General features: G+C 37.4%; 23 protein-coding genes and 1 riboswitch. Of the genes, 16 read left to right on the forward strand and 7 right to left on the reverse strand.

The features are described 5' to 3' along the window. Positions 1-257 precede the first annotated feature (257 nt). Genes purB through ACGH6P_RS10260 form a run of 5 tightly spaced genes read left to right on the forward strand, consistent with a single transcriptional unit; the run spans position 258 to position 4,354 of the window. Positions 258-1,619: an adenylosuccinate lyase gene (gene purB, locus ACGH6P_RS10240; protein WP_411597404.1), complete on the forward strand. Its 1,362-nt coding sequence runs from the start codon at positions 258-260 to the stop codon at positions 1,617-1,619. Then, positions 1,616-2,140 (forward strand): GNAT family N-acetyltransferase, encoded by a 525-nt coding sequence (locus ACGH6P_RS10245; protein WP_220216017.1) that lies wholly within the window; start codon positions 1,616-1,618, stop codon positions 2,138-2,140. Before purB ends, ACGH6P_RS10245 begins: the two co-directional genes overlap by 4 nt. Beyond that, positions 2,137-2,922 carry an amino acid ABC transporter substrate-binding protein gene (locus tag ACGH6P_RS10250; protein WP_411597405.1) on the forward strand — a complete coding sequence of 262 codons (786 nt, stop codon included), beginning with the start codon at positions 2,137-2,139 and terminating at the stop codon, positions 2,920-2,922. Before ACGH6P_RS10245 ends, ACGH6P_RS10250 begins: the two co-directional genes overlap by 4 nt. Next, entirely contained in the window at positions 2,919-3,590 is a 672-nt protein-coding gene (locus tag ACGH6P_RS10255) for an amino acid ABC transporter permease (protein ID WP_220216019.1), read from the forward strand. Before ACGH6P_RS10250 ends, ACGH6P_RS10255 begins: the two co-directional genes overlap by 4 nt. An 11-nt stretch (positions 3,591-3,601) precedes the next feature. Further along, the gene (locus ACGH6P_RS10260; protein WP_411597406.1) at positions 3,602-4,354 is read left to right on the forward strand and encodes an amino acid ABC transporter ATP-binding protein; all 753 of its coding nucleotides are present in this window, start codon (positions 3,602-3,604) and stop codon (positions 4,352-4,354) included. 156 nt (positions 4,355-4,510) lie between these two features. Here the strand turns inward: ACGH6P_RS10260 and ACGH6P_RS10265 are convergent, their stop codons facing one another. Continuing rightward, positions 4,511-5,872 (reverse strand): MmgE/PrpD family protein, encoded by a 1,362-nt coding sequence (locus ACGH6P_RS10265; RefSeq protein ID WP_411597407.1) that lies wholly within the window; start codon positions 5,870-5,872, stop codon positions 4,511-4,513. Between the two features lie 213 nt (positions 5,873-6,085). Here ACGH6P_RS10265 and folK point away from each other — a divergent pair, with 213 nt between their 5' ends. The 3 genes from folK to gluQRS all read left to right on the forward strand — a co-directional run bounded on the left by folK (position 6,086) and on the right by gluQRS (position 8,091). Continuing rightward, positions 6,086-6,571: a 2-amino-4-hydroxy-6-hydroxymethyldihydropteridine diphosphokinase gene (folK, locus tag ACGH6P_RS10270; RefSeq protein WP_411597408.1), complete on the forward strand. Its 486-nt coding sequence runs from the start codon at positions 6,086-6,088 to the stop codon at positions 6,569-6,571. A 134-nt stretch (positions 6,572-6,705) separates the two neighbouring features. Then, positions 6,706-7,161, forward strand: a complete 456-nt coding sequence (gene dksA, locus ACGH6P_RS10275; protein ID WP_065559802.1) for an RNA polymerase-binding protein DksA — start codon at positions 6,706-6,708, stop codon at positions 7,159-7,161. A gap of 42 nt (positions 7,162-7,203) precedes the next feature. Further along, complete coding sequence (gene gluQRS / locus ACGH6P_RS10280; protein WP_411597409.1) at positions 7,204-8,091, forward strand: tRNA glutamyl-Q(34) synthetase GluQRS; 888 nt, start codon at positions 7,204-7,206, stop codon at positions 8,089-8,091. Here gluQRS and moaA read toward each other — a convergent pair. After that, positions 8,071-9,045 carry a GTP 3',8-cyclase MoaA gene (moaA, locus tag ACGH6P_RS10285; protein WP_411597410.1) on the reverse strand — a complete coding sequence of 325 codons (975 nt, stop codon included), beginning with the start codon at positions 9,043-9,045 and terminating at the stop codon, positions 8,071-8,073. The two genes, gluQRS and moaA, sit on opposite strands and share 21 nt — an antisense overlap. Continuing rightward, a riboswitch (molybdenum cofactor riboswitch) is annotated at positions 9,040-9,170 on the reverse strand. Its footprint overlaps the gene before it by 6 nt. A 324-nt stretch (positions 9,171-9,494) precedes the next feature. Further along, on the reverse strand, positions 9,495-10,265 hold the full coding sequence (locus ACGH6P_RS10290) for a hypothetical protein (RefSeq protein WP_411597411.1): 771 nt from the start codon (positions 10,263-10,265) through the stop codon (positions 9,495-9,497). A gap of 196 nt (positions 10,266-10,461) precedes the next feature. On the opposite strand from ACGH6P_RS10290, the gene ppnN reads away from it, so the two are divergent. Further along, entirely contained in the window at positions 10,462-11,838 is a 1,377-nt protein-coding gene (gene ppnN / locus ACGH6P_RS10295) for a nucleotide 5'-monophosphate nucleosidase PpnN (RefSeq protein WP_220217316.1), read from the forward strand. 82 nt (positions 11,839-11,920) lie between these two features. Here the strand turns inward: ppnN and radA are convergent, their stop codons facing one another. Together radA and serB are read right to left on the reverse strand one after the other, a co-directional pair. After that, on the reverse strand, positions 11,921-13,300 hold the full coding sequence (gene radA / locus ACGH6P_RS10300; RefSeq protein WP_267349586.1) for a DNA repair protein RadA: 1,380 nt from the start codon (positions 13,298-13,300) through the stop codon (positions 11,921-11,923). Positions 13,301-13,309: 9 nt separating this feature from the next. Next, positions 13,310-14,284: a phosphoserine phosphatase gene (gene serB, locus ACGH6P_RS10305; RefSeq protein ID WP_267349584.1), complete on the reverse strand. Its 975-nt coding sequence runs from the start codon at positions 14,282-14,284 to the stop codon at positions 13,310-13,312. A 176-nt stretch (positions 14,285-14,460) separates the two neighbouring features. Here serB and ACGH6P_RS10310 point away from each other — a divergent pair, with 176 nt between their 5' ends. Continuing rightward, positions 14,461-14,988 carry an NAD(P)H-dependent oxidoreductase gene (locus ACGH6P_RS10310; RefSeq protein WP_220216027.1) on the forward strand — a complete coding sequence of 176 codons (528 nt, stop codon included), beginning with the start codon at positions 14,461-14,463 and terminating at the stop codon, positions 14,986-14,988. 54 nt (positions 14,989-15,042) lie between these two features. Here the strand turns inward: ACGH6P_RS10310 and rsmB are convergent, their stop codons facing one another. Both rsmB and ACGH6P_RS10320 read right to left on the reverse strand, forming a co-directional pair. Continuing rightward, entirely contained in the window at positions 15,043-16,335 is a 1,293-nt protein-coding gene (gene rsmB, locus ACGH6P_RS10315) for a 16S rRNA (cytosine(967)-C(5))-methyltransferase RsmB (protein WP_411597412.1), read from the reverse strand. A gap of 27 nt (positions 16,336-16,362) precedes the next feature. Next, the gene (locus ACGH6P_RS10320; protein ID WP_220216029.1) at positions 16,363-17,706 is read right to left on the reverse strand and encodes a Na+/H+ antiporter family protein; all 1,344 of its coding nucleotides are present in this window, start codon (positions 17,704-17,706) and stop codon (positions 16,363-16,365) included. A 413-nt stretch (positions 17,707-18,119) separates the two neighbouring features. On the opposite strand from ACGH6P_RS10320, the gene ACGH6P_RS10325 reads away from it, so the two are divergent. The 6 genes from ACGH6P_RS10325 to ACGH6P_RS10350 all read left to right on the forward strand — a co-directional run bounded on the left by ACGH6P_RS10325 (position 18,120) and on the right by ACGH6P_RS10350 (position 24,367). Continuing rightward, a complete protein-coding gene (locus tag ACGH6P_RS10325) occupies positions 18,120-18,941 on the forward strand; it encodes a sugar phosphate isomerase/epimerase family protein (protein WP_220216030.1) in 822 nt (273 codons plus the stop codon). A 46-nt stretch (positions 18,942-18,987) separates the two neighbouring features. Next, positions 18,988-19,860, forward strand: a complete 873-nt coding sequence (locus tag ACGH6P_RS10330) for a shikimate dehydrogenase (RefSeq protein WP_411597413.1) — start codon at positions 18,988-18,990, stop codon at positions 19,858-19,860. Positions 19,861-19,994: 134 nt separating this feature from the next. Continuing rightward, a complete protein-coding gene (gene aroD, locus ACGH6P_RS10335) occupies positions 19,995-20,759 on the forward strand; it encodes a type I 3-dehydroquinate dehydratase (RefSeq protein ID WP_411597414.1) in 765 nt (254 codons plus the stop codon). Positions 20,760-20,863: 104 nt separating this feature from the next. Beyond that, the gene (locus ACGH6P_RS10340; RefSeq protein ID WP_220216033.1) at positions 20,864-21,712 is read left to right on the forward strand and encodes an SDR family NAD(P)-dependent oxidoreductase; all 849 of its coding nucleotides are present in this window, start codon (positions 20,864-20,866) and stop codon (positions 21,710-21,712) included. A gap of 111 nt (positions 21,713-21,823) precedes the next feature. Next, positions 21,824-22,111, forward strand: a complete 288-nt coding sequence (locus tag ACGH6P_RS10345) for a putative quinol monooxygenase (protein WP_267349572.1) — start codon at positions 21,824-21,826, stop codon at positions 22,109-22,111. Positions 22,112-22,324: 213 nt separating this feature from the next. Then, entirely contained in the window at positions 22,325-24,367 is a 2,043-nt protein-coding gene (locus ACGH6P_RS10350) for an FAD-dependent oxidoreductase (RefSeq protein ID WP_411597415.1), read from the forward strand. Positions 24,368-24,481: the final 114 nt, after the last annotated feature.

Consider the following 24,481-nt stretch of genomic DNA (forward strand, 5'->3'; position numbering starts at 1 on the left):
GATAACATCAAAGAGATGAAGTATCGTGCATAATACGAATAAAAAATAAGAAATTTTGAAAAAATTCCCCTATTTAAGTCTATTCATCAAAACAAAATAAACATTCAACAATTAACTTCCTCTATCACCCGTGATCAAAACCCAACAACCTTAATTCTTTTTAGTTATATCCATAGTCCAAGAGGATATTAGACGCTGTTTGAATAATCTTTAATAATTGAATAATAAAACATTAATTAATCTTTGAGGATATTTCGGTGGCGTCACATGTTATTGATTATTTGATTTTAGGTAATAATTTTAGTACCAGTGAAATGCGAGCGATTTGGTCAGAACAAAATCGCTTAGAAAAGCAAGTTGCTGTAGAAGTCGCACTAGCAAAAGCACAAGGTGAACTAGGTGTCATTCCTTGCGATGCCGCTGATGCAATCGTTGCTAAAGCCGATGCTTCGAAACTGTCCATTGAACAAATTGCCAAACAAGCTGCAAAAGCCAAGCACTCTTTAATGTCAACGATCAATGCGCTACAAGATCAAGTTGGCGATGCCGGTCAATTTATTCATTATGGAGCAACCACGCAAGATATTGTCGATACGGCAACCGTTTTACAACTTAAGCAATCATTTGCCATTATTGAACGTGACACCAAACTGGTGGCATGTGAATTAAAAAAGTTAGCCAAACAGTATCAATATTTACCTATGGTTGGACGCACTCATGGTATGCAGGCACTTCCTACTACTTTTGGGTTTAAACTTGCCGTTTGGTTAGATGAGTTTGTTCGCCATTTACAACGGCTAAGTGAAATTAAACAGCGGGTTTTAGTGGGTAATATCAGTGGTGCAATTTGTACTTATGCCGCCATGGGCAAATTAGGGGTACAAGTTGAAGCCAGAACATTAACTTTATTAGACCTCAATACACCCAACATTGGTTGGCAAGCTGCACGTGATCGGTTTTCCGAATATGCATCCGTCATTGCATTAATCAGTGGGACGCTGGGTAAAATGGGTAATGAGTTTTATAATTTAATGCGCACTGAAATTAACGAAGTTGAAGAGCCCTTTTCTGACGGAAAAATCGGTTCAACCACTATGCCTCATAAACGAAATCCAGCCGCATTAGAAGGCTTAGCTAGCTTAACCGCACCATTATTAAAAAGTGTCGCTTTAATTCATGAATCCATGAAAGTTGAACATGAGCGAGACGCCATGAGTTGGCGAGCCGAGTGGATAGCGCTTCCTGAAATTAATCTCTACCTTTCTTCACAACTACAAACGGCATTAGCTGTACTGCAAGGGTTAAAAGTCAATGCTGAACGCATGTTAACTAACTTAACCTTACAAAATGGTTTACTGCTGTCTGAAAAAGTGATGTTTGAAATAGGCAAGCGATTAGGCAAACAGACCGCTCATCGTTTGGTTTATCAAAGCGCCATGCAAGCTTTTGAGCAAAATAAAACCTTTAAAGCAGTGTTATTAGCTGATCCTATCTTGAATAAAGAGTTTACCGAAGATGAACTCGATAGTTGGTTAGAACCCGTTAATTATGTTGGTTTAGCACCTGAAAAAGTGGAACAAGTAATCCGGTATGCTGATCAAAGTGGAGTCTTAGTATGACGTTCCGCCTAATGACGCAAAATGATATCCCAGCTTATCAAACGCTATTGCATAATGCTTATCAAGCAACCCTACAACTTGGTATCCATTTTGCTGCTGCGACAGTTAATCAAAAACAAATTGCCGATCATATTGAATCAAATGCTGTTTATCTCTATGAAAAACAGGGTAAATTAATTTCAACATTAACGATTCGTTTTCCATGGGGCAATAATCCCGGGCCTTATGGATTACCGCATTTAGGTTGGTTTGCCACTGACCCACAATATAAAGGTCAAGGCTACGGTCATGCGTTATGGGATTTTGTTGAACAACAAATCTTAATTAAACAATTAAGACTTCCTGCGGCGACATTAGGAACAGCCGCAAATCATCCATGGTTAGCCACACTTTACATCAACAAAGGTTATAAACCTATTGGGCAAGCCGATTTAACCCCTGATCACACCACACTCTATTTTGAAAAAATTTTTAATTATAAAAACTACACTGAATGGAAAAAAAGGAATCACAAACAATGAAAACAATCAGAACTATTTTCTCTGCGATACTACTCGCCAGTTTAACATTATTATTCGGATGCGATACAAATAGCCAAGATTCGACCACAAAGCAGCCGATCATAAGAGTCGGTTCAACCGGTCAAAGTTATCCAAATGGATATAAACAACAAGATAAATTAATCGGATTTGATGTTGAACTGACAGAAGCCATTGCCAATGAACTGGGTTATCAAGTCGAATGGGTGGTCGCTGAATTTGGAGGATTAATGGGACAGTTTGATTCTGGACGTTTAGATACCATTGCCAATGCCGTTGCAATCACACCTGCTCGCCAAGCTAAGTATGATTTTTCTCAGCCATATAGTTTTTACGGTAGCCAGATCGTTACCCATCAAGAAAATAACGATATTAATACGTTATCTGATTTTAAAGGTAAAACCATTGCTGGCGTGTTAGGTTCAAATCATATCAATAATTTGAAAAAAGCCTTTCCAAATAATGAAGTGACGATTAAAACTTACGAAACCCGTGACGGAGCCATGTATGATACCGAATATCAACGGGTTGAAGGTTATGTTAATTCAAAACCCATCTTACTGGCTGAAATCAAACGTAAAAATCTTCCATTTAAATTAGTAGGCGAGCCAATAACGATTGAGCAAGTTGCTTTTCCATTTAGTAAAGATGAAAAAGGTCAAGCATTACGTGAAAAGTTTAATCAAGCTTTGGACAAGTTACGCAACAACGGCACGTTAAAAAATCTTTCGATTAAATATTTTGGTGAAGATATTACCTCATGAACTTTAATGTAAACTATTTTTTAAGTGTGTTTCCTCAGATATTACCGTATCTACCGGTCACACTTTTTATTGCTGTTGTCTCAATTTTATTTGCTATGGTGTTAGGTTTGACTATCGCATTGTTACGTAACAATAAAATCATCATTGTTGACGCAATTTTTTCGCTGTTTATTTCGCTATTTCGTGGGATTCCCTCAGTCGTATTACTCTTTATTATTTATTACGGTTTACCGCAGATCTTTCCTGTATTAAAGCACATGGGAGCAACAACCGCCGCTATTGTCTGCTTTAGCTTAAAATATTCTGCTTATCTAGCCGAAATTTTCCGTGCCGGTCTGGCGTCAGTCGACCCAGGACAAAAAGAGGCAGGACTAACCTCGGGACTAAGCACGATTCAGGTTTACCGAAACATTATTTTGCCACAAGCATTGGTCAATGCTTTGCCTAATACCGGTAACATGTTTATTTCATTACTCAAAGACTCGTCTGTCGCTTTTTTTGTTGGCGTACAAGAACTGCTAGCAGCAGGCAAAATGCTAACGGCGAGCTCCTTTCTCTATTTTGAAACCTATTTAGCGGTCGGCATTGTTTATTGGCTAACGGTTGTTGCTTATTCATGGCTACAAAAACAGTTAGAACGTAAATTAAGCAAACCGTATTACCGTTAAGGAGCAAGCTCATGATTTCTGTATCACATCTGTCTAAACGGTTTGGTCATCATCAAGTATTAAAAGAGATAAACCTTCATGTAAAACAAGGTGAAGTTGTCGCCATTATTGGACCTTCAGGCTCAGGTAAATCCACGTTATTACGTTGTTTGAATTTATTAGAAAAACCCAATACGGGTACAATTCGAATAGGCGATATCATTCTGGATAGTGAACATTATCGTCATAAAGAAGAAGTACAATTACGCAAACAATCAGCGATGGTATTTCAACACTATAATTTATTTAAAAACAAAACGGCGTTAGAGAACATTACTTATCCTTTGATTCTGGGTAAAAAAATCAATAAAAGCGAAGCCAAACAACAAGGATTAATGCTATTAAAGCGAGTGGGCATGTTACCTTATGCAGACCAATATCCAATAACATTATCCGGCGGGCAACAACAACGGGTGGCTATTGCCAGAGCATTAGCGGTTAGACCTAAAGTTCTATTATTTGATGAACCGACATCGGCACTCGATCCAGAGCGTGTACACGAGGTGCTGCAAGTCATGTTACAGCTTGCTAAAGAAAATATCACGATGATCATTGTTACTCACGAAATGGAATTTGCTAAATATGTTGCTGACCGAATTATCTTTATGGCAAATGGCGTTGTTGTAGAAGAAGGCTATGCTAAAACTCTTATCGATCATCCACAAAACGAGTTAACTCAACGTTTTTTGCGTCAGCTAACTGATGATATTAATTTCGAAATTTAATAAAGAAAAAAACGTTCGCTCACTAAATGCTTATATCGAGATAAGAAATTGGGGGGATTTTACATCGCCCCCCTATTTAGAATTCACGTAATAGTAAATATCACCTTATTAACAAACTTTAATTTTTATTCTTTTAAGTGAATCAAGATTTTTCAACTATAACTTAACTATATAACGCTTTATAAAATCGCTGACATCTAACCCTTTTGCAAATGCTTGGATATCTTGGCTTAGCGCTATTGCAGTTGGTTGATCATCAATAGCGTTTACGAGTTTTGCTGTCATTTCATTTTGGCTGTATGGATTCTTTGGTGATCCTTTGGGAAAGTCGATGCGTTGGCTGATTTTTTGACCGTTATTGAGTAATATCTCAACCACCACATAACGACCGTTATAAGCTTGAGGATGTGGTGCAAGGGTGATGTGATAACTGCGTTGCATTTTTTGCATCAGTTGTTGAATGTTGTCAGCGATTGGCGTTGCCGAAAATGCCTTAAAATCAGTGGGTAAACCTAATAAAATTAAGGCCAAAATATATTCAGCTGAAAAGCGCCCTTGCTCAGCAAGGGTTGGCTGTTGATAAATTAATGCCGCATCACTCTTAGGTGGCGCAAAGTAAAGGGTAATGTTAGCCACATTCTCAACACGAAATTGTGGATGTCGAGAAAGTAATTGTCCGGCATCCGCAATATAGGATCCAGCGGAACAAAAACTATAAGTTTTAAACCACAATCCAGGGTCAATTATCTTCCAAGGCTTTGCCCAACGGGTTAAATTCAACGCCGTATTCCCTTGTCCATACATGGCGAGAAATCCTAAATTTTCATCTAAAAAATTTTGATCTGCTTGTAGTCCTGCTCTTAACCAATCAACAGTTTGGATGGCATGTTGCGCAGCCAGTCCTGCATGTAAAAATTTTATGGGTGTGCCCATTAACAAGCGCATACCCGAAGCTTGGGTTGCTGCAAGTGCTAATGCTTGCGTTAAAAAAGGTTCATCATACAAATAACAAATTGCGGCTGTGGCTGCTATGCCACCAAGCGTAATAGTGGCATGCCATCCTTTTTCATAATGTTGTGGATTGACGCTTTTACCCAGCAACGCCATGACTTCAAGACCAATAACATAAGCCGTTAAAAATCGCCGTCCATCAATCTGGAATGGCATATGATCTAATCGAATACTGGCAAACAGTGCCGATAAAATCACCGCTGAAGGATGGCCTCGTATATCTGAATGAACATCATCATAATCTAAACAGTGGGCTTGAAAACCATTGAATAATGCCGCTTGACGTGGTGTAGCTAACTTTTTTTGACCAATCAGCCAAGACCGCTCATGCCCCCCTTCTTCTTTTATCCAAGCGAGTAATCTTTGAACATTCATATCCTGACGAGCTTGTAAACAACATGCAAAATAATCGACGATGCCATTAATCGCATTATTAATAACAGTCGAATCACTAAGAATAGGCGTATTTTTAATTAACAAGCATAATTGTTGGTTTAAGTTCATCATATATTCACTCATCAAACTATCATAAATAGACTTGACCAAAATAGCGTAAAATCAGCGTTAAGTTAAAGATTATCTAGTTATATTTTAATAACTAAACTTAATACTATTGCATCAAGCAGTCGTCTTTTTCCCTTCATATAACTATTTTTGACTCATCATTAGTATGCTAATATAGATGACAAATGATTAACCTAAAATTTCACTTATCTAATTATGTCAACTTGTTATATCGCGTTAGGAAGTAACCTTGACGATCCTTTTGCTCAAGCAAATCGAGCAATAGCCGCTTTAACTCAATTGCCTCATACTCAACTGGTTAAAGTCTCACCTTTTTACCGCAGTAAACCTTTAGGGCCACAAGATCAAAATGATTATCTCAACGCTGTGATTAAGTTAACAACGAGCCTTTCACCAATTGAATTATTAGATGCCTTACAATCGATTGAAAAATCACAAGGGCGAGTTCGCAAAGATAATCGTTGGGGGGCAAGAACTTTAGATTTGGATATTCTTTTATATGATGATTTGATTATCAATAGTGAACGATTAACCATACCGCATTACCACATGAAAAACCGAGAGTTTGTCCTTTATCCACTCTTTGATATTGAGCCAGAACTCGTCTTACCCGATAATGACAAATTGTCAGATCTTGTTGCTAAGTGTCCTAAAAATGACATGAAACAGTGGATAGCATAATTATATACATTAATACATATAGTTATGTTAATTTGCTCTAATTATGTAAAAAAAATCATAAAAAAATTTTGCCAATGGCTAATTTATTGCTATAGTTTAGCGCTTGCAAATAATCTGTACTTAAGGGGATTGCTGTGAAAAAGGAACAAAAAGTTAATACATCTTCTCTTAGCCTGCTTTCAATTGCTGGGCTTGAGCCTTATAAAGAGGCGAAAGGCGAGGAGTATATGAACCCTAAGCAATTGAAACATTTCAAACTTATCTTAGAAGCATGGCTTGCGCAATTACAAGGCGAAATGGGCAAAACAGTCTCGCACATGCAAGATGAGGCTGCAAATTTTCCAGATCCAGCTGACCGAGCAACTCAAGAAGAGGAGTTCAGTCTAGAGTTAAGAGCACGCGATAGAGAACGTAAACTGATCAAAAAAATTGAAAAGACATTAAAGAAAATTGAAACTGATGATTTTGGTTTTTGTGAATCTTGTGGCGTTGAGATTGGTATTCGTCGCCTTGAAGCTAGACCTACGGCGGATCTATGTATCGATTGTAAAACGTTAGCGGAACTTCGCGAAAAACAAATGGGAATGTAATTTTAATTACTTTCCTCAAACATTACACTACCAGATAAGCCCATGTGCTATATTGGTCGTTTTGCTCCCTCACCATCCGGACCATTACATTTTGGTTCGTTGGTGACGGCTCTCGGTAGCTATTTACAAGCTAAAGCTTATCAAGGTAAATGGTTAGTCCGTATTGAAGATATCGATCCACCACGCGAAGTCAAAGGCGCTTCCTCACTCATTTTAAAAACATTAGAAATATTCAATCTGTTTTGGGATGATGTTCTATACCAATCAACATGTAGTGAACGTTATCAATCGGTATTGCAATCATTACTTTCCAAACAGCAAGCCTACTATTGCGACTGTTCGAGACAACGAATCCATCATCTGACCAATCATATTTATGATGGCTTTTGCCGTCAGCGAAATTTAACTCCGAACCACCAGCAACATTTTGCCATTCGGTTAAAGCAAACCCATCCGATCTTTGAATTTGAAGATAACATTCTTGGATTACAAACAGTTGAACCAGCAAGTGCGCAAGAAGATTTTATTATTCACCGAAAAGATGGACTATTTGCTTATAATTTGGTCGTCGTTCTGGATGATCATCAGCAAGGCATTACCGAAATAGTTCGTGGTGCTGATTTGCTACCGGTTACCGCAAAACAGATATCACTTTATCAACAGTTAGGCTTTACCGTTCCAACCTATTGCCATTTACCACTAGTCTTAGATCATAATGGTAATAAACTGTCTAAACAAAATCATGCTAAACCAATCGAATTGGATAATCCAACCTCACTAACCATTCAAGCTCTGCAATTTTTAGGGCAACAGATACCACAAGATTGGCAAGATGCAACCCAACAACAATTATTAGATTGGGCAATAGCACATTGGCAGCTTTCAACTATCCCGAAACAAAATGCAGTATTAACCACCAATGTAACATAAGTTAGGCATCATACCCACTTGATTATCGTGTAATCGATGTTTTTCTGGTTTGACTACCAATGAGGCAAGAATGCGTGATTTAAGTTGTGCTTTTTGGTCTGCACTGACCAGTAAATCACGTAAATCAATCGCCGAATCTCCAAACAGACAATAGTGTAACTGCCCAATTGATGACACTCGCAATCGATTGCAACTTTTACAAAAATCTTTTGAATATGGCATGATAAGACCAATTTTACCTTGATAATCATCATGTGCATAAACTTTTGCCGGCCCTGATAGAGCTTGCTTCGGTTGTAACTGCCAACCTTGCTCAATCAATTGACGTTCAATTGATTGACCGGCTAAGTGATAACGATGAAATAGATTACGGCTTTCATTGGTTTCCATAAGCTCAATAAAACGCAACTCAACCGGTCTATATTTAATCCAAGATAAATAATCTGATAAATGGCTGTTGAGATCTTTCATTAAAACAGTATTAATCTTCACTTTCGGTATGCCAATTTCTAACGTTTTTTCAACGCCAGCAATCAGCTCTTTCAGCTTATCTTGACCTGTGATCAGTTTGAATATATGAGGGGAAAAACTATCTATACTAATATTGATTGAATTTAGACCGGCTTGATGCCAATAGTTGATATTTTTTAATAACCGTGTGCCATTGGTCGTGATTGCAAGCTCACGAATACTGGGATAAGACGAAATAACCGACAAAATTTCGGTAAAATCTCGGCGCAATGTCGGCTCACCACCAGTAAGTCGAATTTTATGAACACCAAGCTCAGTAAATGTTGACACAATATTATCAATTTCATTAAGCGATAAAAAATGGTGAGGCTTATTAGGATGATAACCATTGGGTAAACAATACTGACATTTAAAATTACATAGTTCGGTAATCGACAAGCGCAGATATTGAAATCGACGCTGATAATTATCCACTAATTGCATATAAAAAAAACACCTTATCCAAATCGGGAAGCATAGCCATTTCTGCGCTATACCGCGGCTAATTCACCATATGAAACAGGCCAAGGCAACACTTAGGTGAAAAAGCTTCAGAGTTTGGTTTAGTCTAACATAGACAATATTTTTTGACTATAATCAATTAATCAATTCAAACATCCTGAATAAAATTCAAAGGTTAAGTTGATTCATCATTTTTATCAGTCTGAATAACAATGACCTCTTTCGGTATATCATATTTTTTTGGATATAATGCAAGCCAATATGCACCTTGTGACTGTTCTTTCAAAAACTGTTTTAACAGAATATCTTCAATTAAGTCATTATCTGAATGCTCATTCTGAATTTATTGTCGTGCTTTGAGTCATAATATTTCCTTAATTTTTTATTTTTGTCATCTATCCGTAAATTACTTCATTGAAATTAGAAAGTTATCAGGTTTTATTTTTATTGGTTATTGATCTTTCATCAATCACCTTAAGCCAATCTGGTAATATTGGCGTTCTACAATAGTAGTTAACCTTTCCTTTAAATATTTTTAATCGTTGAAAATCAGGTGTTTGTGGATCGTTAAATATTTCCGAATCTTGACGAGAGTGTAATTTTTTGAATCTCTCTGTTTCCTTTTCAGCACTATATCGCCAAGGCTCAAGATATCCTAAACATGAAAAAATCTTATTAGAAAAAAAAGAGTATCCCCCTCCTACCCAAAAAAAGAAAAGAATTATTGCAATACTCCATCCCCAAAAACCATTTTTAATCACACTAAAATAATAAGTAAAAGAAGCATCATCACATAATCCGACAATAAAAAACAGCAAAAACATAGGAACAAAAAAGATTGAAACCATAATAAAAGTGAGTTTTAGCAGTTCTAAAGTTGAAGCTCCAAGCGGACGAGGGAAGATAATTGCATGCTGTTGAGGTATTCGGACGGCATAAGCCTGGTAGGTATCATCTTGCGTTGGTTTAACTATTATTTCGACATAATCACCATCATTAAAAGCAATCTTTGTCAGCCGACCATCAACTTGCTTATTGCCAACAAAACAAAAAAAATATTTCCCATTTAATTGTGGGCACCATCCAAATAAATAACAGAAAAAAGCAGTTATTGAACAAATTAACGGAAAAGCACCTGTATCTTTTTCTCCTTTCCTTAAATGGCTAACGGTTCCTTTTAATAAATAAAACTCATTTTTCATTTGAAAATATTCCTTTATTTTTTCGCTATCATGATAATCAATATCAAAAAATAATTCTACTCTACTTTATAGCTCTCAATTTAGAATAATTACGATAAAATTGAAAAAAGTTCATTTTATAAACTTTACTTATTCAATCTGTTTGAGTATATAATAACTCCTTTGTCGATAAAACCGTCAAATGGAGGTTGTGATGATTACCACCCATATAAGTCCATTAGGATCTATGGATTTACTCGCTCAAGCTGAAGTGGATATTCTAAAGAGATCAGCAAATAGTGAATTATATCAATTATTTCGAAATTGCTCATTGGCAACACTGAATGCGGGTAGTAAAACCGATAATACGAAAGAGCTATTAGATAGGTTTCAATCGTTCGAAATTAATGTGATTAGTAAAGAACGAGGCGTTAAGCTAGAGCTCATCGATGCGCCAGAAAGTGCTTTTGTAGATAAACGCATCATCCGTTCAATTCAAGCTAACCTTTTTGCGGTGTTGCGCGATATTCTTTTTTTAAATAGTCAAATCAGTGCTGTTAAGCAATTAGTGTCGAATGTCAACCTTGATAAAGATCATTCCTATTATATTACTAATTTGGTTTTTTCGATTTTACGTAATGCTAATGCGCTACATGTCGGCGAAGAGCCTAATCTTGTGGTTTGCTGGGGTGGTCACTCAATTAATGAAAACGAATATTATTATGCCCGTCAAGTCGGCATGCAGTTAGGGCTACGTGAGCTTAATATCTGCACTGGCTGTGGCCCCGGCATTATGGAAGCTCCCATGAAAGGCGCCGCTGTTGGTCATGCTCAGCAACGCTATAAAGATAGCCGTTTTATTGGGATGACTGAACCTTCAATTATTGCCGCTGAACCACCTAATGCCTTGGTCAATGAGCTTATCATCATGCCAGATATTGAAAAACGGCTTGAAGCTTTTGTCCGTATGGCACACGGTATTATTATCTTCCCTGGTGGTCCAGGTACTGCTGAGGAACTGCTCTATATTTTAGGCATTATGTTAAACCCTGCAAATAAAGATCAGACATTGCCACTTATCTTAACTGGCCCTAAAGAATGCGAAGGTTATTTTGCTGCCATCGATGACTTTATTCGTCAAACCTTAGGCGAAGAAGCCACCAAGCTTTATCAAATTATTATTGATTCGCCAGAACAAGTTGCACGCATTATGAAAAAAGGGGTTAAACATGTTAAATCCTCACGCTTAAAAACAGGTGATGCTTACGGTTTTAACTGGCTCCTTAAAATTGATGGTTCGTTACAACAACCTTTTGAACCCATTCATGAAAATATGGCTTCATTGAATTTACACAAAGATCAGCCTGTGGAATTATTAGCCGCTGATTTACGTCGTGCATTTTCGGGAATTGTTGCCGGTAATGTGAAGGAGTTTGGTATGAAACAAATTGCTGAACGAGGCCCTTATAAGTTACAAGGCGATAAGGAAATAATGAAACAGTTGGATGATTTATTACGTAGCTTTGTTAAACAAGATCGGATGAAATTACCGGGTGGAACGGCTTATCAACCTTGTTATGAGATCTGTTATTAACACATCATCTAAAATAGCTTATTTAACTGTTATTTTGCCGGTATTTTTTGTCGGCAAAATAACAGACGCATCAACCAATTAGCTATAAATCATTCAAAATATCTAAAGCTTCAGAAACTTTTTTGACACCAAAAACTTGCATATTTTCAGGTCTCTTTTTCGGCATATTGGCAATCGGTACTATCGCTTTTTTAAAGCCATGTTTTGCCGCTTCAGAAATCCGCTCTTGACCACTTGGCACAGGGCGAATCTCGCCACCTAAGCCAATCTCGCCAAAAATAACCACATCTTGTGGCAGTGGACGATTTCGAAAACTTGATACTAAGGCGGCAATCAAAGCTAAATCGGCACTGGTTTCAGTAACTTTTACACCACCGACGACATTAACGAAAATGTCTTGGTCAGCCATTTGTAATCCACCATGCCGATGCAAGACCGCCAGTAAAAGGGCTAATCGATTCTGATCAAGCCCAACTGTTACGCGTCTTGGATTCCCATACATTGAATGGTCTACCAGCGCTTGAATCTCAACCAATAATGGACGTGTCCCTTCCCATAACACCATCACCGAGCTACCGGGTAGCATTTCATCCCCACGACTTAAAAAAATCGCTGATGGATTACTGACTTCTTTCAATCCTTGCTCGGTCATGGCAAAAACACCTAATTCATTCACTGCACCAAACCGGTTTTTATGGCTACGCAACGTCCTAAATCTGGAATCCGCATCACCATCTAATAAAATTGAACAATCGATGCAGTGTTCAAGGACTTTAGGACCGGCAAGTGACCCATCTTTAGTAACATGTCCAACCATAATAATGGCTATGCCTTTGGTTTTAGCAAAACGAGTTAAATAAGCAGCGGTTTCCCGCACTTGAGCGACACTCCCCGGCGATGATTGAATATCAGCAAGATGCATAACTTGGATGGAATCAATAACCATGAGTTTAGGTTGTGATTGTTCAGCCAGCAAACAGATCTGCTCAATACTGGTTTCTGACAGCATATTAATATTATCGGTTGGTAGTCCTAAGCGATGAGCACGCATAGCCACTTGCTGTAAGGACTCTTCACCCGTTACATAAAGGGTGTTCATTTGCGTTGAAAGCTTACTCATGGTTTGTAATAACAGGGTACTTTTACCGGCACCCGGATTACCCCCAATGAGAATTGCACTACCAGGGACAACACCGCCCCCTAACACTCGGTCAAATTCGGAAAAGCCGGTAGAGAATCTAGGCAACGCTTCTAAACTGATTTCAGACAGTTTTTGAATTTTTGCCTGTCCAACGCCACTACCTGCATAACCGGTTAACCGATCATTGCGTGATGATGCACTTGCCAGCCTAACTTCGGTAATGGTATTCCAAGCATGACATGCACTACATTGACCTTGCCAACGAGGATAATCTGCACCACAATCATTACAAACAAAAGCACGTTTAACGGTTTTTGCCAACTTAATCTCCTAACCTTCACTTAATAAACTGGTCGATAAGATACACCATAATCCAGTTAAATCTGCATAATTAATGCTAATTCGAGCCTTTTCAACCACTTTAGGTTTACCATGATAAGCCACACCAAGACCTGCAATTCGAATCATCATTAAATCATTCGCACCATCGCCAATAGCAACCGTTTGTTCAATGGGTATATCTAACGATGCAGCTAAATTCTGTAATGTTCGAGCTTTAAATTTGGCATCGACTATTTGACCCGTCACTTTACCGGTTAATTTATCATTTTTGATTTCTAACTCATTTGCATACGCATCGACCAATTTTAATTTTTGTTTTAAATGGTCGGCAAAATAGGTAAATCCCCCTGATGCGATAGCGACATACCAATTTCTTTTTTGTAATTCTTTAACTAGATAAGTCAGTCCCGATGTCAAAGGTAATCCATTTTTTACTTGCTGTAAGAGTTCTTGAGGAGCCCCTTTCAAGGTTGCAACTCGCTTACGTAAACTGGTCGCAAAGTCTAACTCGCCCCGCATAGCTTGCTCGGTAACAGCCGCTACTTGATGTCCAACACCATATAATTTGGCAAGTTCATCGATGCATTCAATTTTAATCGCCGTGGAATCCATATCCATAACAAGCAAACCCGGTGAGTGTAAGGTGGGTAAATTATCAATAGGTGATACATCAATGCCTAATGCTAGGGAAATAGATTTTGCCTTTTTAGGCATAACGCCAGCAATCCGGACAATTTGGTAAGTTTTAATTTTCCAAGAAGAAACTATTACCATTGGCATCGCCAACTGATTTTGGAATTTTGACAGTATCGTTTTATTTAATTTTTTACCATAGATGATCCAACCTGTTTTACCTGCATTATAGTCAAGCGGAACCACTTCACAACCATTCAAAGATAATGGTAAACCTTGCCAGTTTTGAATATTTTCGGGGAGATCACTATAGGTGAGAGTATAAGCCATTACAAATATCTTTATAACACAAAATAAACCGAGAATTTACCACATCTACTAAAAATTGTCCAAGCGACCAATAATTAACCTATAATTTAGTTTATACTAGTATTATTTTTATACTAGTATATAGTTTATACAATTGAGTAACGTGCATTTTTTACATAAAAGGAAAGGAAATTACTATGACATTAATGATTTTAGGCCATCCCAATATGGCGCAATCCATTGCTAACAAAACAATTATTGAGACATTACAGCAAACTGTTACCGATCTTGAAATCCGAAATATACATCAACTTTACCCTAATTATCAAATCGATGTAGAACAAGAACAAGCCGCATTATTGAGACATGATCTTATTATTCTTCAATATCCTATGTATTGGTTTAATATGCCAGCTATATTAAAGTTATGGTTTGATGAAGTGTTGACTTACCAATTTGCTTATGGCTCACAAGGTGATAAATTAAAAGGTAAAAAGTTATTGCAGAGTTTAACAATAGGGCAAAAAAGTTACCAAGAATACGGTGAAAATTTAATTGACCACTTTCTTGAATCAGTAAAATTTTCGTCTCTGTATATACAAATGGAATATCTTCCACCAGCATTATTATATGGTGTATCGCCATTTGATGATAAAACAGAAATAAGAACCAAAGCCTTAAAACATGGACAGGAATTAGCTGAATTGATAAAAAGTTACTGCTAATGACAAAATGTGATGATATAGCGTGAGGCAGACATCATCACATTAAACGTTCTGTTAGCTATGTTTGGTTAAAACCGCATAAAAAAACCCATCACCGCCGTTGTCGGTAGGTAAAAACTGTTTAACCTCGCCTTGCAATTTTGCATCACTATTTTCATGTAAAAAACGCTCAATTTGCAATCTATTCTCTTCTGGAAGAATTGAACAAGTCGCATAGACTAAAGTACCACCTGTTTTTAAATAAGGCCAAATATTCGTTAAGATCGCATGTTGTAACTCAGTGAGTTGGGCTATATCACTATCACGACGTAACCATTTTATATCTGGATGACGCCGAATAACGCCCGTAGCTGAACATGGGGCATCAAGTAAAATCCGGTCAAATTGACGCCCTGCGCACCATTTTTCTGGCGTTAATCCATCACCAACTTTCACTTCAGCACATTGTTTTAAACGCGTTAAATTGTCATTAATCCGTTTAGCACGACTCGCATCAACATCAACCGCTAATACTTGAGCATTTGGGGCGACTTCTAAAATATGTGTAGTTTTACCACCAGGTGCTGCACACATATCTAAAATTTGCTCGCCATTTTGCGGGGCAAGTAGATAAGCCGCATATTGTGCAGACAAGTCTTGTACGGTCACCGCACCTTCAGAAAAATAGGGCAATTTGGTCACATTAACGGGCTGTAATAACCTAATGGCAGAAGGTATAGCTGTACAAGCTTGTGATTCAATGCCTGCTTCGGTAAGCATTTGTTGGTACTCACTCACTGAATAGTGATTAAGATTCACTCGCAACCACATCGGAGGTTTTTGATTATTAGCCGCTACAATTGCTTGCCACTGCTGTGGATAGGCTTGCTTAAGACGAGTTAGTAACCACGTCGGATGGAGAGTTCGGGCTGTATCTTGTTTACTGTCTTGCGAAAATTTGTTTGTCAAAACAGCTTGTTGACGCAAAAATTCCCGCAACACACCATTAATTAATCCTTTGAGAGCGATTTTTTTTAATTCCTTAACCGCGTTAACTGTTTCTCCTACTGCTGCATGCTCCGGAATACGGGTATAGAGAACTTGGTAAACACCCACTAACAATAAATAGTGTAAAACTCTATTTTTACCAGTAAGCACTTTGTTCATCAAGCTATGAATATAGAAATTCAGTTCAGGTAATACCCGCATTACCCCGAAACAGATTTCTTGAACTAACGCTTTATCTTTATCGGCAATTTTAGGATTTAAAGTCATCAATGCAGAACTAAGCGATTGCCCTTCTTCCAACACATTAAAAATAGCCTGAGCACAAACCGCTCGGATATTTTGATATAACTTGTTATTCATAAGCAATGACAGCCTTTATTAATGTTATTACAGAATTAACGATCCAACCCAACCCGCAATAAATAAAGGGATATTAAAATGGGTGAATGTTGGAATAACACTATCACGAATATGATCATGCTGACCATCACTATTAAGCCCAGCCGACGTTGCTAAAATAGTATCAGAAGGCGGAGAACCAGCATCACCAATCGCTCCAGAAGCACCAATTAAACAGACTGTTGCAATAGGTGAAAAGCCAAGTTGAATACAAAGTGGGACATAGATTGCCGCAATAATAGGCACCGTCGAGAATGACGAACCGATACCTAACGTGATCACCAATCCGACTAACATCATCATAAATGAAGCAATAACTTTATTACCCGCGAATAAAGCAGCACTGTTAATCACTAACGGTTCAATATCATTTGTTTGTTTTAGCACTTCGGCAAAGCCTTGGGCAGAAATCATAACAAAACCAATCATGGCCATCATTTTGATGCCATCGGTAAAAACGCCGTCTGCTTCACCCCATTTAATGGTTCCCGAAACAATAAAGCAAATAAAACCAATTAGCGCCCCTAAAATCATTGAACCTGTATAAAGTTGGATAGCAAAAGAGAGAACAATCGCCAATAAAGACACAATAAGTGAACGCTTATTTACACTATTTACCGTTTCTAAATTCGTCTCTTCACGAATAATTTTATATTCTCTTGGTTTACGGTAACTGACAAAAATTGCCCAAAGTAGTCCAACAAACATCCCTAGCGCTGGTATCGCCATAGCATGCATTACATTCACATGACTAACATCCATGCCGGACGCAGTGATATTTTTTAATAAAATTTGATTTAAAAAGATATTACCAAAACCAACCGGTAAGAACATATAAGGTGTAATGAGTCCAAATGTCATTATACAGGCAATCATTCGTCTATCTAACTGTAATCGAGACATCACATATAATAGTGGTGGGATTAACAGTGGAATAAAAGCAATATGGATAGGTATGATATTTTGTGAAGAAATACTGACCAAAGCAATAATAATAATTAATAACCATTTTATGCGTTTTTTAGCACTGCTCGTTGTCAACTGTTTAACCGCTTTATCAGCTAATAATTCTGGCAATCCCGATTTTGAAATTGCAACCGCAAAAGCACCAAGCATAGCATAAGAAAGAGCGATATTTGCACCATTGCTAATACCTGTATTGAATGCATCAATGGTTTGTTTTAACGTTAAATGGCTAAATAAGCCACCAACAAAAGCACCAATAATTAAGCTAATTACCACATGAACACGGCAAAGAGATAAAATTAACATACAAATTACCGCAATAACCACAGCGTTTATTGACGATAAAAGCTCAAAAACTGTATTCATAGATATATTCTCTTAAATAAACAAAGTTAATTATTTTAGTGGATGACTATAGAAAGTGCAATTGATAGTAAATACTGGCTTGTAACCATGATTATTCTAAAAATAGTTGACGTCTAAATGGATTTTAAGTGACAGATTAAAATAAAAAGCAAAATCAACACATTGCTCAATAAACTCCCCATATTTTTTATAACTGTCTGATTAATTTTTTATTGATAAAGATCTCATTTTGATAAAAATCCTTTTTTTATCCTTGCTAATTACAGAATAAATGGCTATTTTAAATAATAGATATTTTTAATAGAAATCATTATATTTATAGAAATATAATAATGAATCATAATGTGGCTTATTTAAAAATTACACTAATTTTATGCTTTAGATGAATTAAATTTTTAATTAAGGAGAAAGATATGTCTAACCGTCCAATTGGATTGGCAGCGTTAACTGTCTTAGATGTTTCACCTGCTAACCAAGTCCTCGTTGCAGCAGAAGCGGGTTATACTCATGTCGGTTTGAGGCTCATACCGGCTACGCCAACTGAACCGGTATATGCGACCGTCGGCGATACGCCATTGGTTCGAGAAATTGAACGCCGTTTAAAAGAGACAGGAATTAAGGTATTAGATATAGAAATCTTCCGTTTAAAACCCGATACCCGTGTCATTAACTTTTTACCCGTACTGGAAACAGGCGCAAGATTAGGTGCCAGTCAGGTACTTTTGGCGGGTAACGATCCCGATCAAAATCGACTAGCCGATAATTTTGCCCAGCTTTGTGACATTGCCGCTCCCCTTGGCATTGCTATCAATATCGAACCGATGCCATGGACAAACATACCTGGCGTCAATGCCGGTGTTGAACTGCTAAAAAAAGCGAATCAAAACAATCAAGGTATGATAATTGATCCCCTGCATTTTGATCGAGGTCCAAATACCCTTGACGATTTGAAAAAAGTACCTAAAGATTGTTGGCGTTATATGCAACTGTGTGATGGTACTAAAGAAAAACCTCAAGACACAGAAGGACTACTTTATCAAGCCCGTAACTATCGTTTATCCCCGGGGCGTGGTGGTATTGACCTTGTATCTTTGTTGAAAGCTTTACCTGAAATGCCGATTTCAATTGAATGTTGTAATGACGAATTAGCTTTATCTAAATCCCCAATTGAACGCGCTAAAATGTATATTGAAGATACACGTGCATTATTAAAACGTGTTGCTGAACAATCTTAATTGTTAACGCTTTATTGAAAAAAAAGTGTGTAGTGGAGAATTTTTAATGAGAAATAATATTGACGGCCATTATTTATTGATTGGTTTAATGGCTTATCCAATACGTCACAGTTTATCACCGCAAATGCAAAACACTATTTATTCAAAACTAAATATTCCTTATGTTTATTTGGCTTTTGAAGTTGATCAAGAAAAATTACCCGATGCAATAAAAGGTCTTCGTGCCTTAGGTTTGCGAGGTAGTGCGGTATCGATGCCCAATAAACAATTGGTTTGCCAATATCTTGATAAGTTAACACCTGCGGTTGAAATGAGTGGGGCTTGCAATACAATTTTGAATGATAACGGCATATTAACCGGTTATAACACCGACGGCATTGGCTATATGCGCATGTTGAAAGAAGCAGGCATTGATGTCATAGGTAAAAAAATGACGATTCTTGGTGCAGGCGGTGCAGCAACAGCCATTGTAGTACAAGCTGCGCTTGATGGTGTGAAAGAGATCGCCATCTTCAATCAGAAAGATGACTGCTATGCAAAAATTGAAGCAATTGCAAAAAAATTAAATGAAAACACACCATGTAAAGTCAGTGTGACCGACCTTGCTGATAAAGAGCAACTCCGTCAAGCCATTGCCACCAGTGAAGTACTTTGTAACGCTACAGGTGTTGGAATGAAACCATTAGAAGGGCAAAGTTTAATTACCGATCCAACGATGTTAAGACCGGATCTTGTCGTAACAGACTGTATTTATAGCCCACGTAAGACCAAATTGCTTGAAATCGCAGAACAGCAAGGTTGTAAAACCTTAAATGGGATTGGCATGATGCTTTGGCAAGGTGCAGCGCAAATCAAAATTTGGACGGGTGAAGATGCACCTATTGAGTATGTAAAAGAAAAAATGGGATTTAATGATTAGTCGATAAGTAATCTTTTTACCTAATAATTCAATTAAAAATAAGTTAGCAGATTATTTTATGTTATTGTCTGATTTGAATCACACAATATAAGATTAAACATTATAAACATAATCTTTTACCAACAGGATATAAAATGAAAACAGTTACAACCAAAAATCTAGTTATAGGATCGGGTGCGCCGAAAATTATTGTCCCAATTGTTGGGAAAACTGAAACCGAACTACTTGATGAAGTCACATTTTTACAATCGATAGATTTTGACGTTTTGGAGTGGCGAGTGGATCACTTCACCCAAGTTGATAATATTGATGCTGTGAAAACTGTTGCTAAAAAAATTGCAACCTTATTACCGAGCAAACCTATTTTATTTACCTTTCGTACCGCTAATGAAGGTGGGGTAAAACCGTGGCCACTAACCGATTATCTTGAATTAAACAAAGAAATAGCTAAGAGTGGACTGGTCGACCTGATCGATGTTGAAGTCTTTATCGGCGATCAATACGTAAAAGAAATTATTAATGTAGCGCATCAACATAATGTATTGGTTGTCACATCCAACCATGACTTTGAAAAAACACCTGCGAAAAACGATATCATTTCTCGATTACGTAAAATGCAAGATTTAGGTGCTGATATTCCCAAAATTGCGGTTATGCCACAGACCACAGATGACGTCCTTACCTTATTAGCGGCAACCACAGAAATGAATGAAAAATATGCAACCAGACCCATCATTACCATGTCAATGGCAGGGCTGGGGGCAATTAGCCGAGTGGCAGGAACAACATTTGGTTCAGCAATGACATTTGGAGCAGCTAAAAATGCCTCAGCACCGGGGCAATTAGATGTCAAACAGTTACGTTATATTTTAGATGTGTTGTATCAAAGTAAACAGTAGGTTAAATAATTTGGTACTTACTTTGACATTAAGATTTAATCAAACATAAAGATATGCGAAGAAAGTATAAATAAAAGTTATCAAGTTGAATAATAGGAGTTTTTATGAGCCAAAGTTGGTTAGGATTAGAAAATGATGTTTGTGTCATCACAGGTGCAATTGGTGGCATGGGCTCCGAAATTTGCCGTGAATTTGCCAAACAAAAAGCGAATCTTGTACTTATCGATTTAGATGAAACAAAATGTCAACAACTCGCTAAATCGTTAAGTAATGAATACGGTATAAAAGCAATTGGTCTTGCCTGTAATACCACTAACGAAGCACAAGTAGATGCAGCGGTCGCAAAAGTAAAACAAGAATTTGGACGTTGTGATGTACTGGTTAATACTGCAGCGATTTTACGTTTTTGTCCGATTGAAGACCTTCCTCTTGATGAATGGAATACTACCGTTAATATTAACCTAACAGGATATTTCCTTATGTCTCAACGTTTTGGCCGTTTAATGATTGAGCAAAAATCAGGTCGTATGGTGCATATCTCAACGGTGGCGTCGCACACGCCTGAAACTTACAGTGGTGCTTACAGTTCAACCAAAGCTGGGGTTTCGATGATGTCTAAACAATTTGCTGCTGAATGGGGACAATTTGGTATTCGCAGTAATGCAGTCTGTCCATGTTTTGTCAAAACACCTTTATCAAAAAAATTCTATGAAGATAAAGAAGTTGAACAAGGTCGTACCCGTATGATTGCCAGCCGTCGTATTGGTGAAACCATCGATATTGCTAATGCTGTTTTATATTTGGCAAGTAAACGTTCTGATTATTCAAATGGTACTGAGCTTGTGGTTGATGGTGGTTACGAAGTGATGCTTGGAGATTTAGTCCCACGTCCGGGTGGTCGTCGCCAATTTGCAGAACAACAACATGCGGCTTCGAAAGCATCGAACAAATAAAAAATATCAGTCAATTAGGCTTATAGCTCACGACCGTGATCATGGTGGTTAATTGGCTTTTTAGAATTTGAAAACCACAATCAAAATAGAGAATAACCATAAGGAATATCGATGTGTGAGCTAAATATTATTGCAATACATGAGGTAAAACCAGAGTGGGTAAAGGAATATCAACAAGCTGCCCTAAAAGTGCGGAATGAAAGCAGAAAAGAAGCTGGTTGCATTCGTTATGAACTCAGTCTGGATACCAATAACCAACATATTTTTATTTTCTCTGAAATATGGGCAAACCAAGCTGCCATTGAGTTTCATAATACGACGGCTCATTTTATGGAATTTAAACAATTCTTAGAGAATAAATTAGTCGATAGAAAATGGTATAAAACGAAAAAATTCTAATTAAATAGATAACGAATTCTCGTAATGGCTCGCGCTTTGTATAACGCGAGCCATTCTAGTTTTTATCTATTTATAGATAAAATGAATAAATTAAACTTAATCTATAAAATATAAGCATGAGTTAGCAATGGATTTATTATTAACTTTAACACGTTTAGAAGACTATTTTGCAATGTTTGATAGAGAAATTATTTAAATAAAAAGGAGACAAATATGCCCAATTTTTCAGCTATATTTGAACCGTTTGTAATTAATAAAACAACTATACGCAACAGAATTGTCATGCCACCGATAGGGACTAACTTTGCCACATTACATGGCGAAATGGTGGATGACCATATTCAATACTATGAACAACGAGCAAAAGGCGGAACTGGGCTTATTATCCTTGAAAACGTATGCGTTGATTTTCCTTATGGTACTAACGGTACCACACAACTGAGAATCGACAACGATCAATACATTCCCGGATTGTATAAATTTACTGAACGTATGCACAAGCATGGGGCATCGGTCGCAGTACAAATTAATCATGCAGGCGCATCCGCTTACCCCGGTCGCTTAAATGGCTTGCAACCTATTTCTTCATCCAATATACCGTCTAAAACAGGTGGCAATATACCCAGACCAGCAACGGTTGAAGAGCTTCATGATATTGTTAAACAATATGGACTAGCAGCTCACAGAGCCCAAAGAGCTGGTTTTGATGCTGTTGAAATTCATGCCGGACACTCTTATTTGCTGAGTCAATTTTTATCACCGCTGTATAACAACCGTACAGATGAATTTGGAGGCAGTATCGAAAACCGAGCAAGATTAATTCGTCTGGTTATTGATGAAATGCGTAGCAAAGTCGGCCCTTTCTTTCCAATCCTTTTACGGATTAGTGCGGTCGATTTTGTAGATGGAGGAAATACTTTAGACGATACCTTAGCTATTTTAGAACACCTGAGTGAGGGTGTGGATGTTTTTGATGTATCTGCCGCCCAAAATGATACTATCCAATTTCAGATTGATCAGATGAATCTCCCTGACGGTTGGCGTTCTTACATGGCAAAAGCTGTGCGAGATAAATTTAATAAACCGACCATTGCGTCTGGTAACTTTCGAGACCCATCAATCATCGCTAAAACAATTGAAGAAGGGATTGCTGATTTTGTCGTTTTAGGACGAGGGCTAATTGCCGAACCTTATTGGGTTGAAAAAGTACAAAATAACGAAATCGACACATTAAGAAAATGTATTTCATGTAATATTGGTTGTGCAGATCATCGCATTGCGAGATCTAAACCAATTCGCTGTACAGTTAATCCGGATATTATCAGTTATGAAGACTATAAACGCTATCAGATCTCAACCCCGCTTAATGTTGTTGTAGTGGGAGGCGGAACGGCTGGACTTGAAGCCGCATGCACAGCAGCAGAAGTCGGATGTAATGTTACATTATATGAAGAAAAGCCTTTTTTGGGTGGTCTGTCAATGATGATTTCTCGATTTCCATATAAACAACGTATTGCCGATTTACCTAAATTTCTTATCAACCGTGCCAAAAGTTTAAAAAATCTCACAATCAATCTTAATACACGAGCAACGCCTGAAATAATCGAAAAATTACAACCCGACTTAGTGATTAGTGCAACCGGTTCAAAACCTTTATTACCCCCTATTAAAGGATTACACGATCAGCTTAGTGCACCAAACAGACAAGTATTTTCGATTTTTGACATCATGGAAGACTTCAATCAATTTACCGATATTGCCAATAAAAAAGTGGTTGTCATCGGTGGGGGAGCTGTCGGGCTGGATGTCGTTGAATATTTTTCTGAAAACAACGCCAAGGCGGTTTCCATTGTTGAAATGAAGCCTGCTATGGCTGAAGATTTGGATTATATTGGTCGTATTTCTATGATGACCATGCTCAAACATAATCAGGTTGATGTTCATCTTTCTACAACTTTACTGGAAGTCGCTGAAAATCACTTTTTAGTTAAAGATAAAGATGGTCACCAATTTAAATTAGAATTCGATTATGGTTTTGTCTGTTTAGGAATGCTAAGTGAAAACACCTTTAGCCAAGCTTTTTCTGAACATGCAACTAAAAATAACTATGTTTATCATAAAATTGGCGATTGTAAACAAGCTCGTAAACTTATCGATGGCATGCGTGAAGGACGAGATGTTATTACCCTGATCCAACGATTGGAGAGGATAAAAAACAAAGAGATTCGTGGAGTTGATATCAATAAACCTTTATAATGCTTTCAACTATCGTTATAAATAGAGTTATTTAACTCAAACTATATCGACGAAAGATTGTGCAAATTAGCTAACGTTTAAATGATAACAAGTATATACTTAGTGAATCTCTCT

This window comes from Gilliamella sp. CG25 (assembly GCF_046635705.1).
Taxonomy (GTDB): Bacteria; Pseudomonadota; Gammaproteobacteria; order Enterobacterales; family Orbaceae; genus Gilliamella; species Gilliamella apicola_I.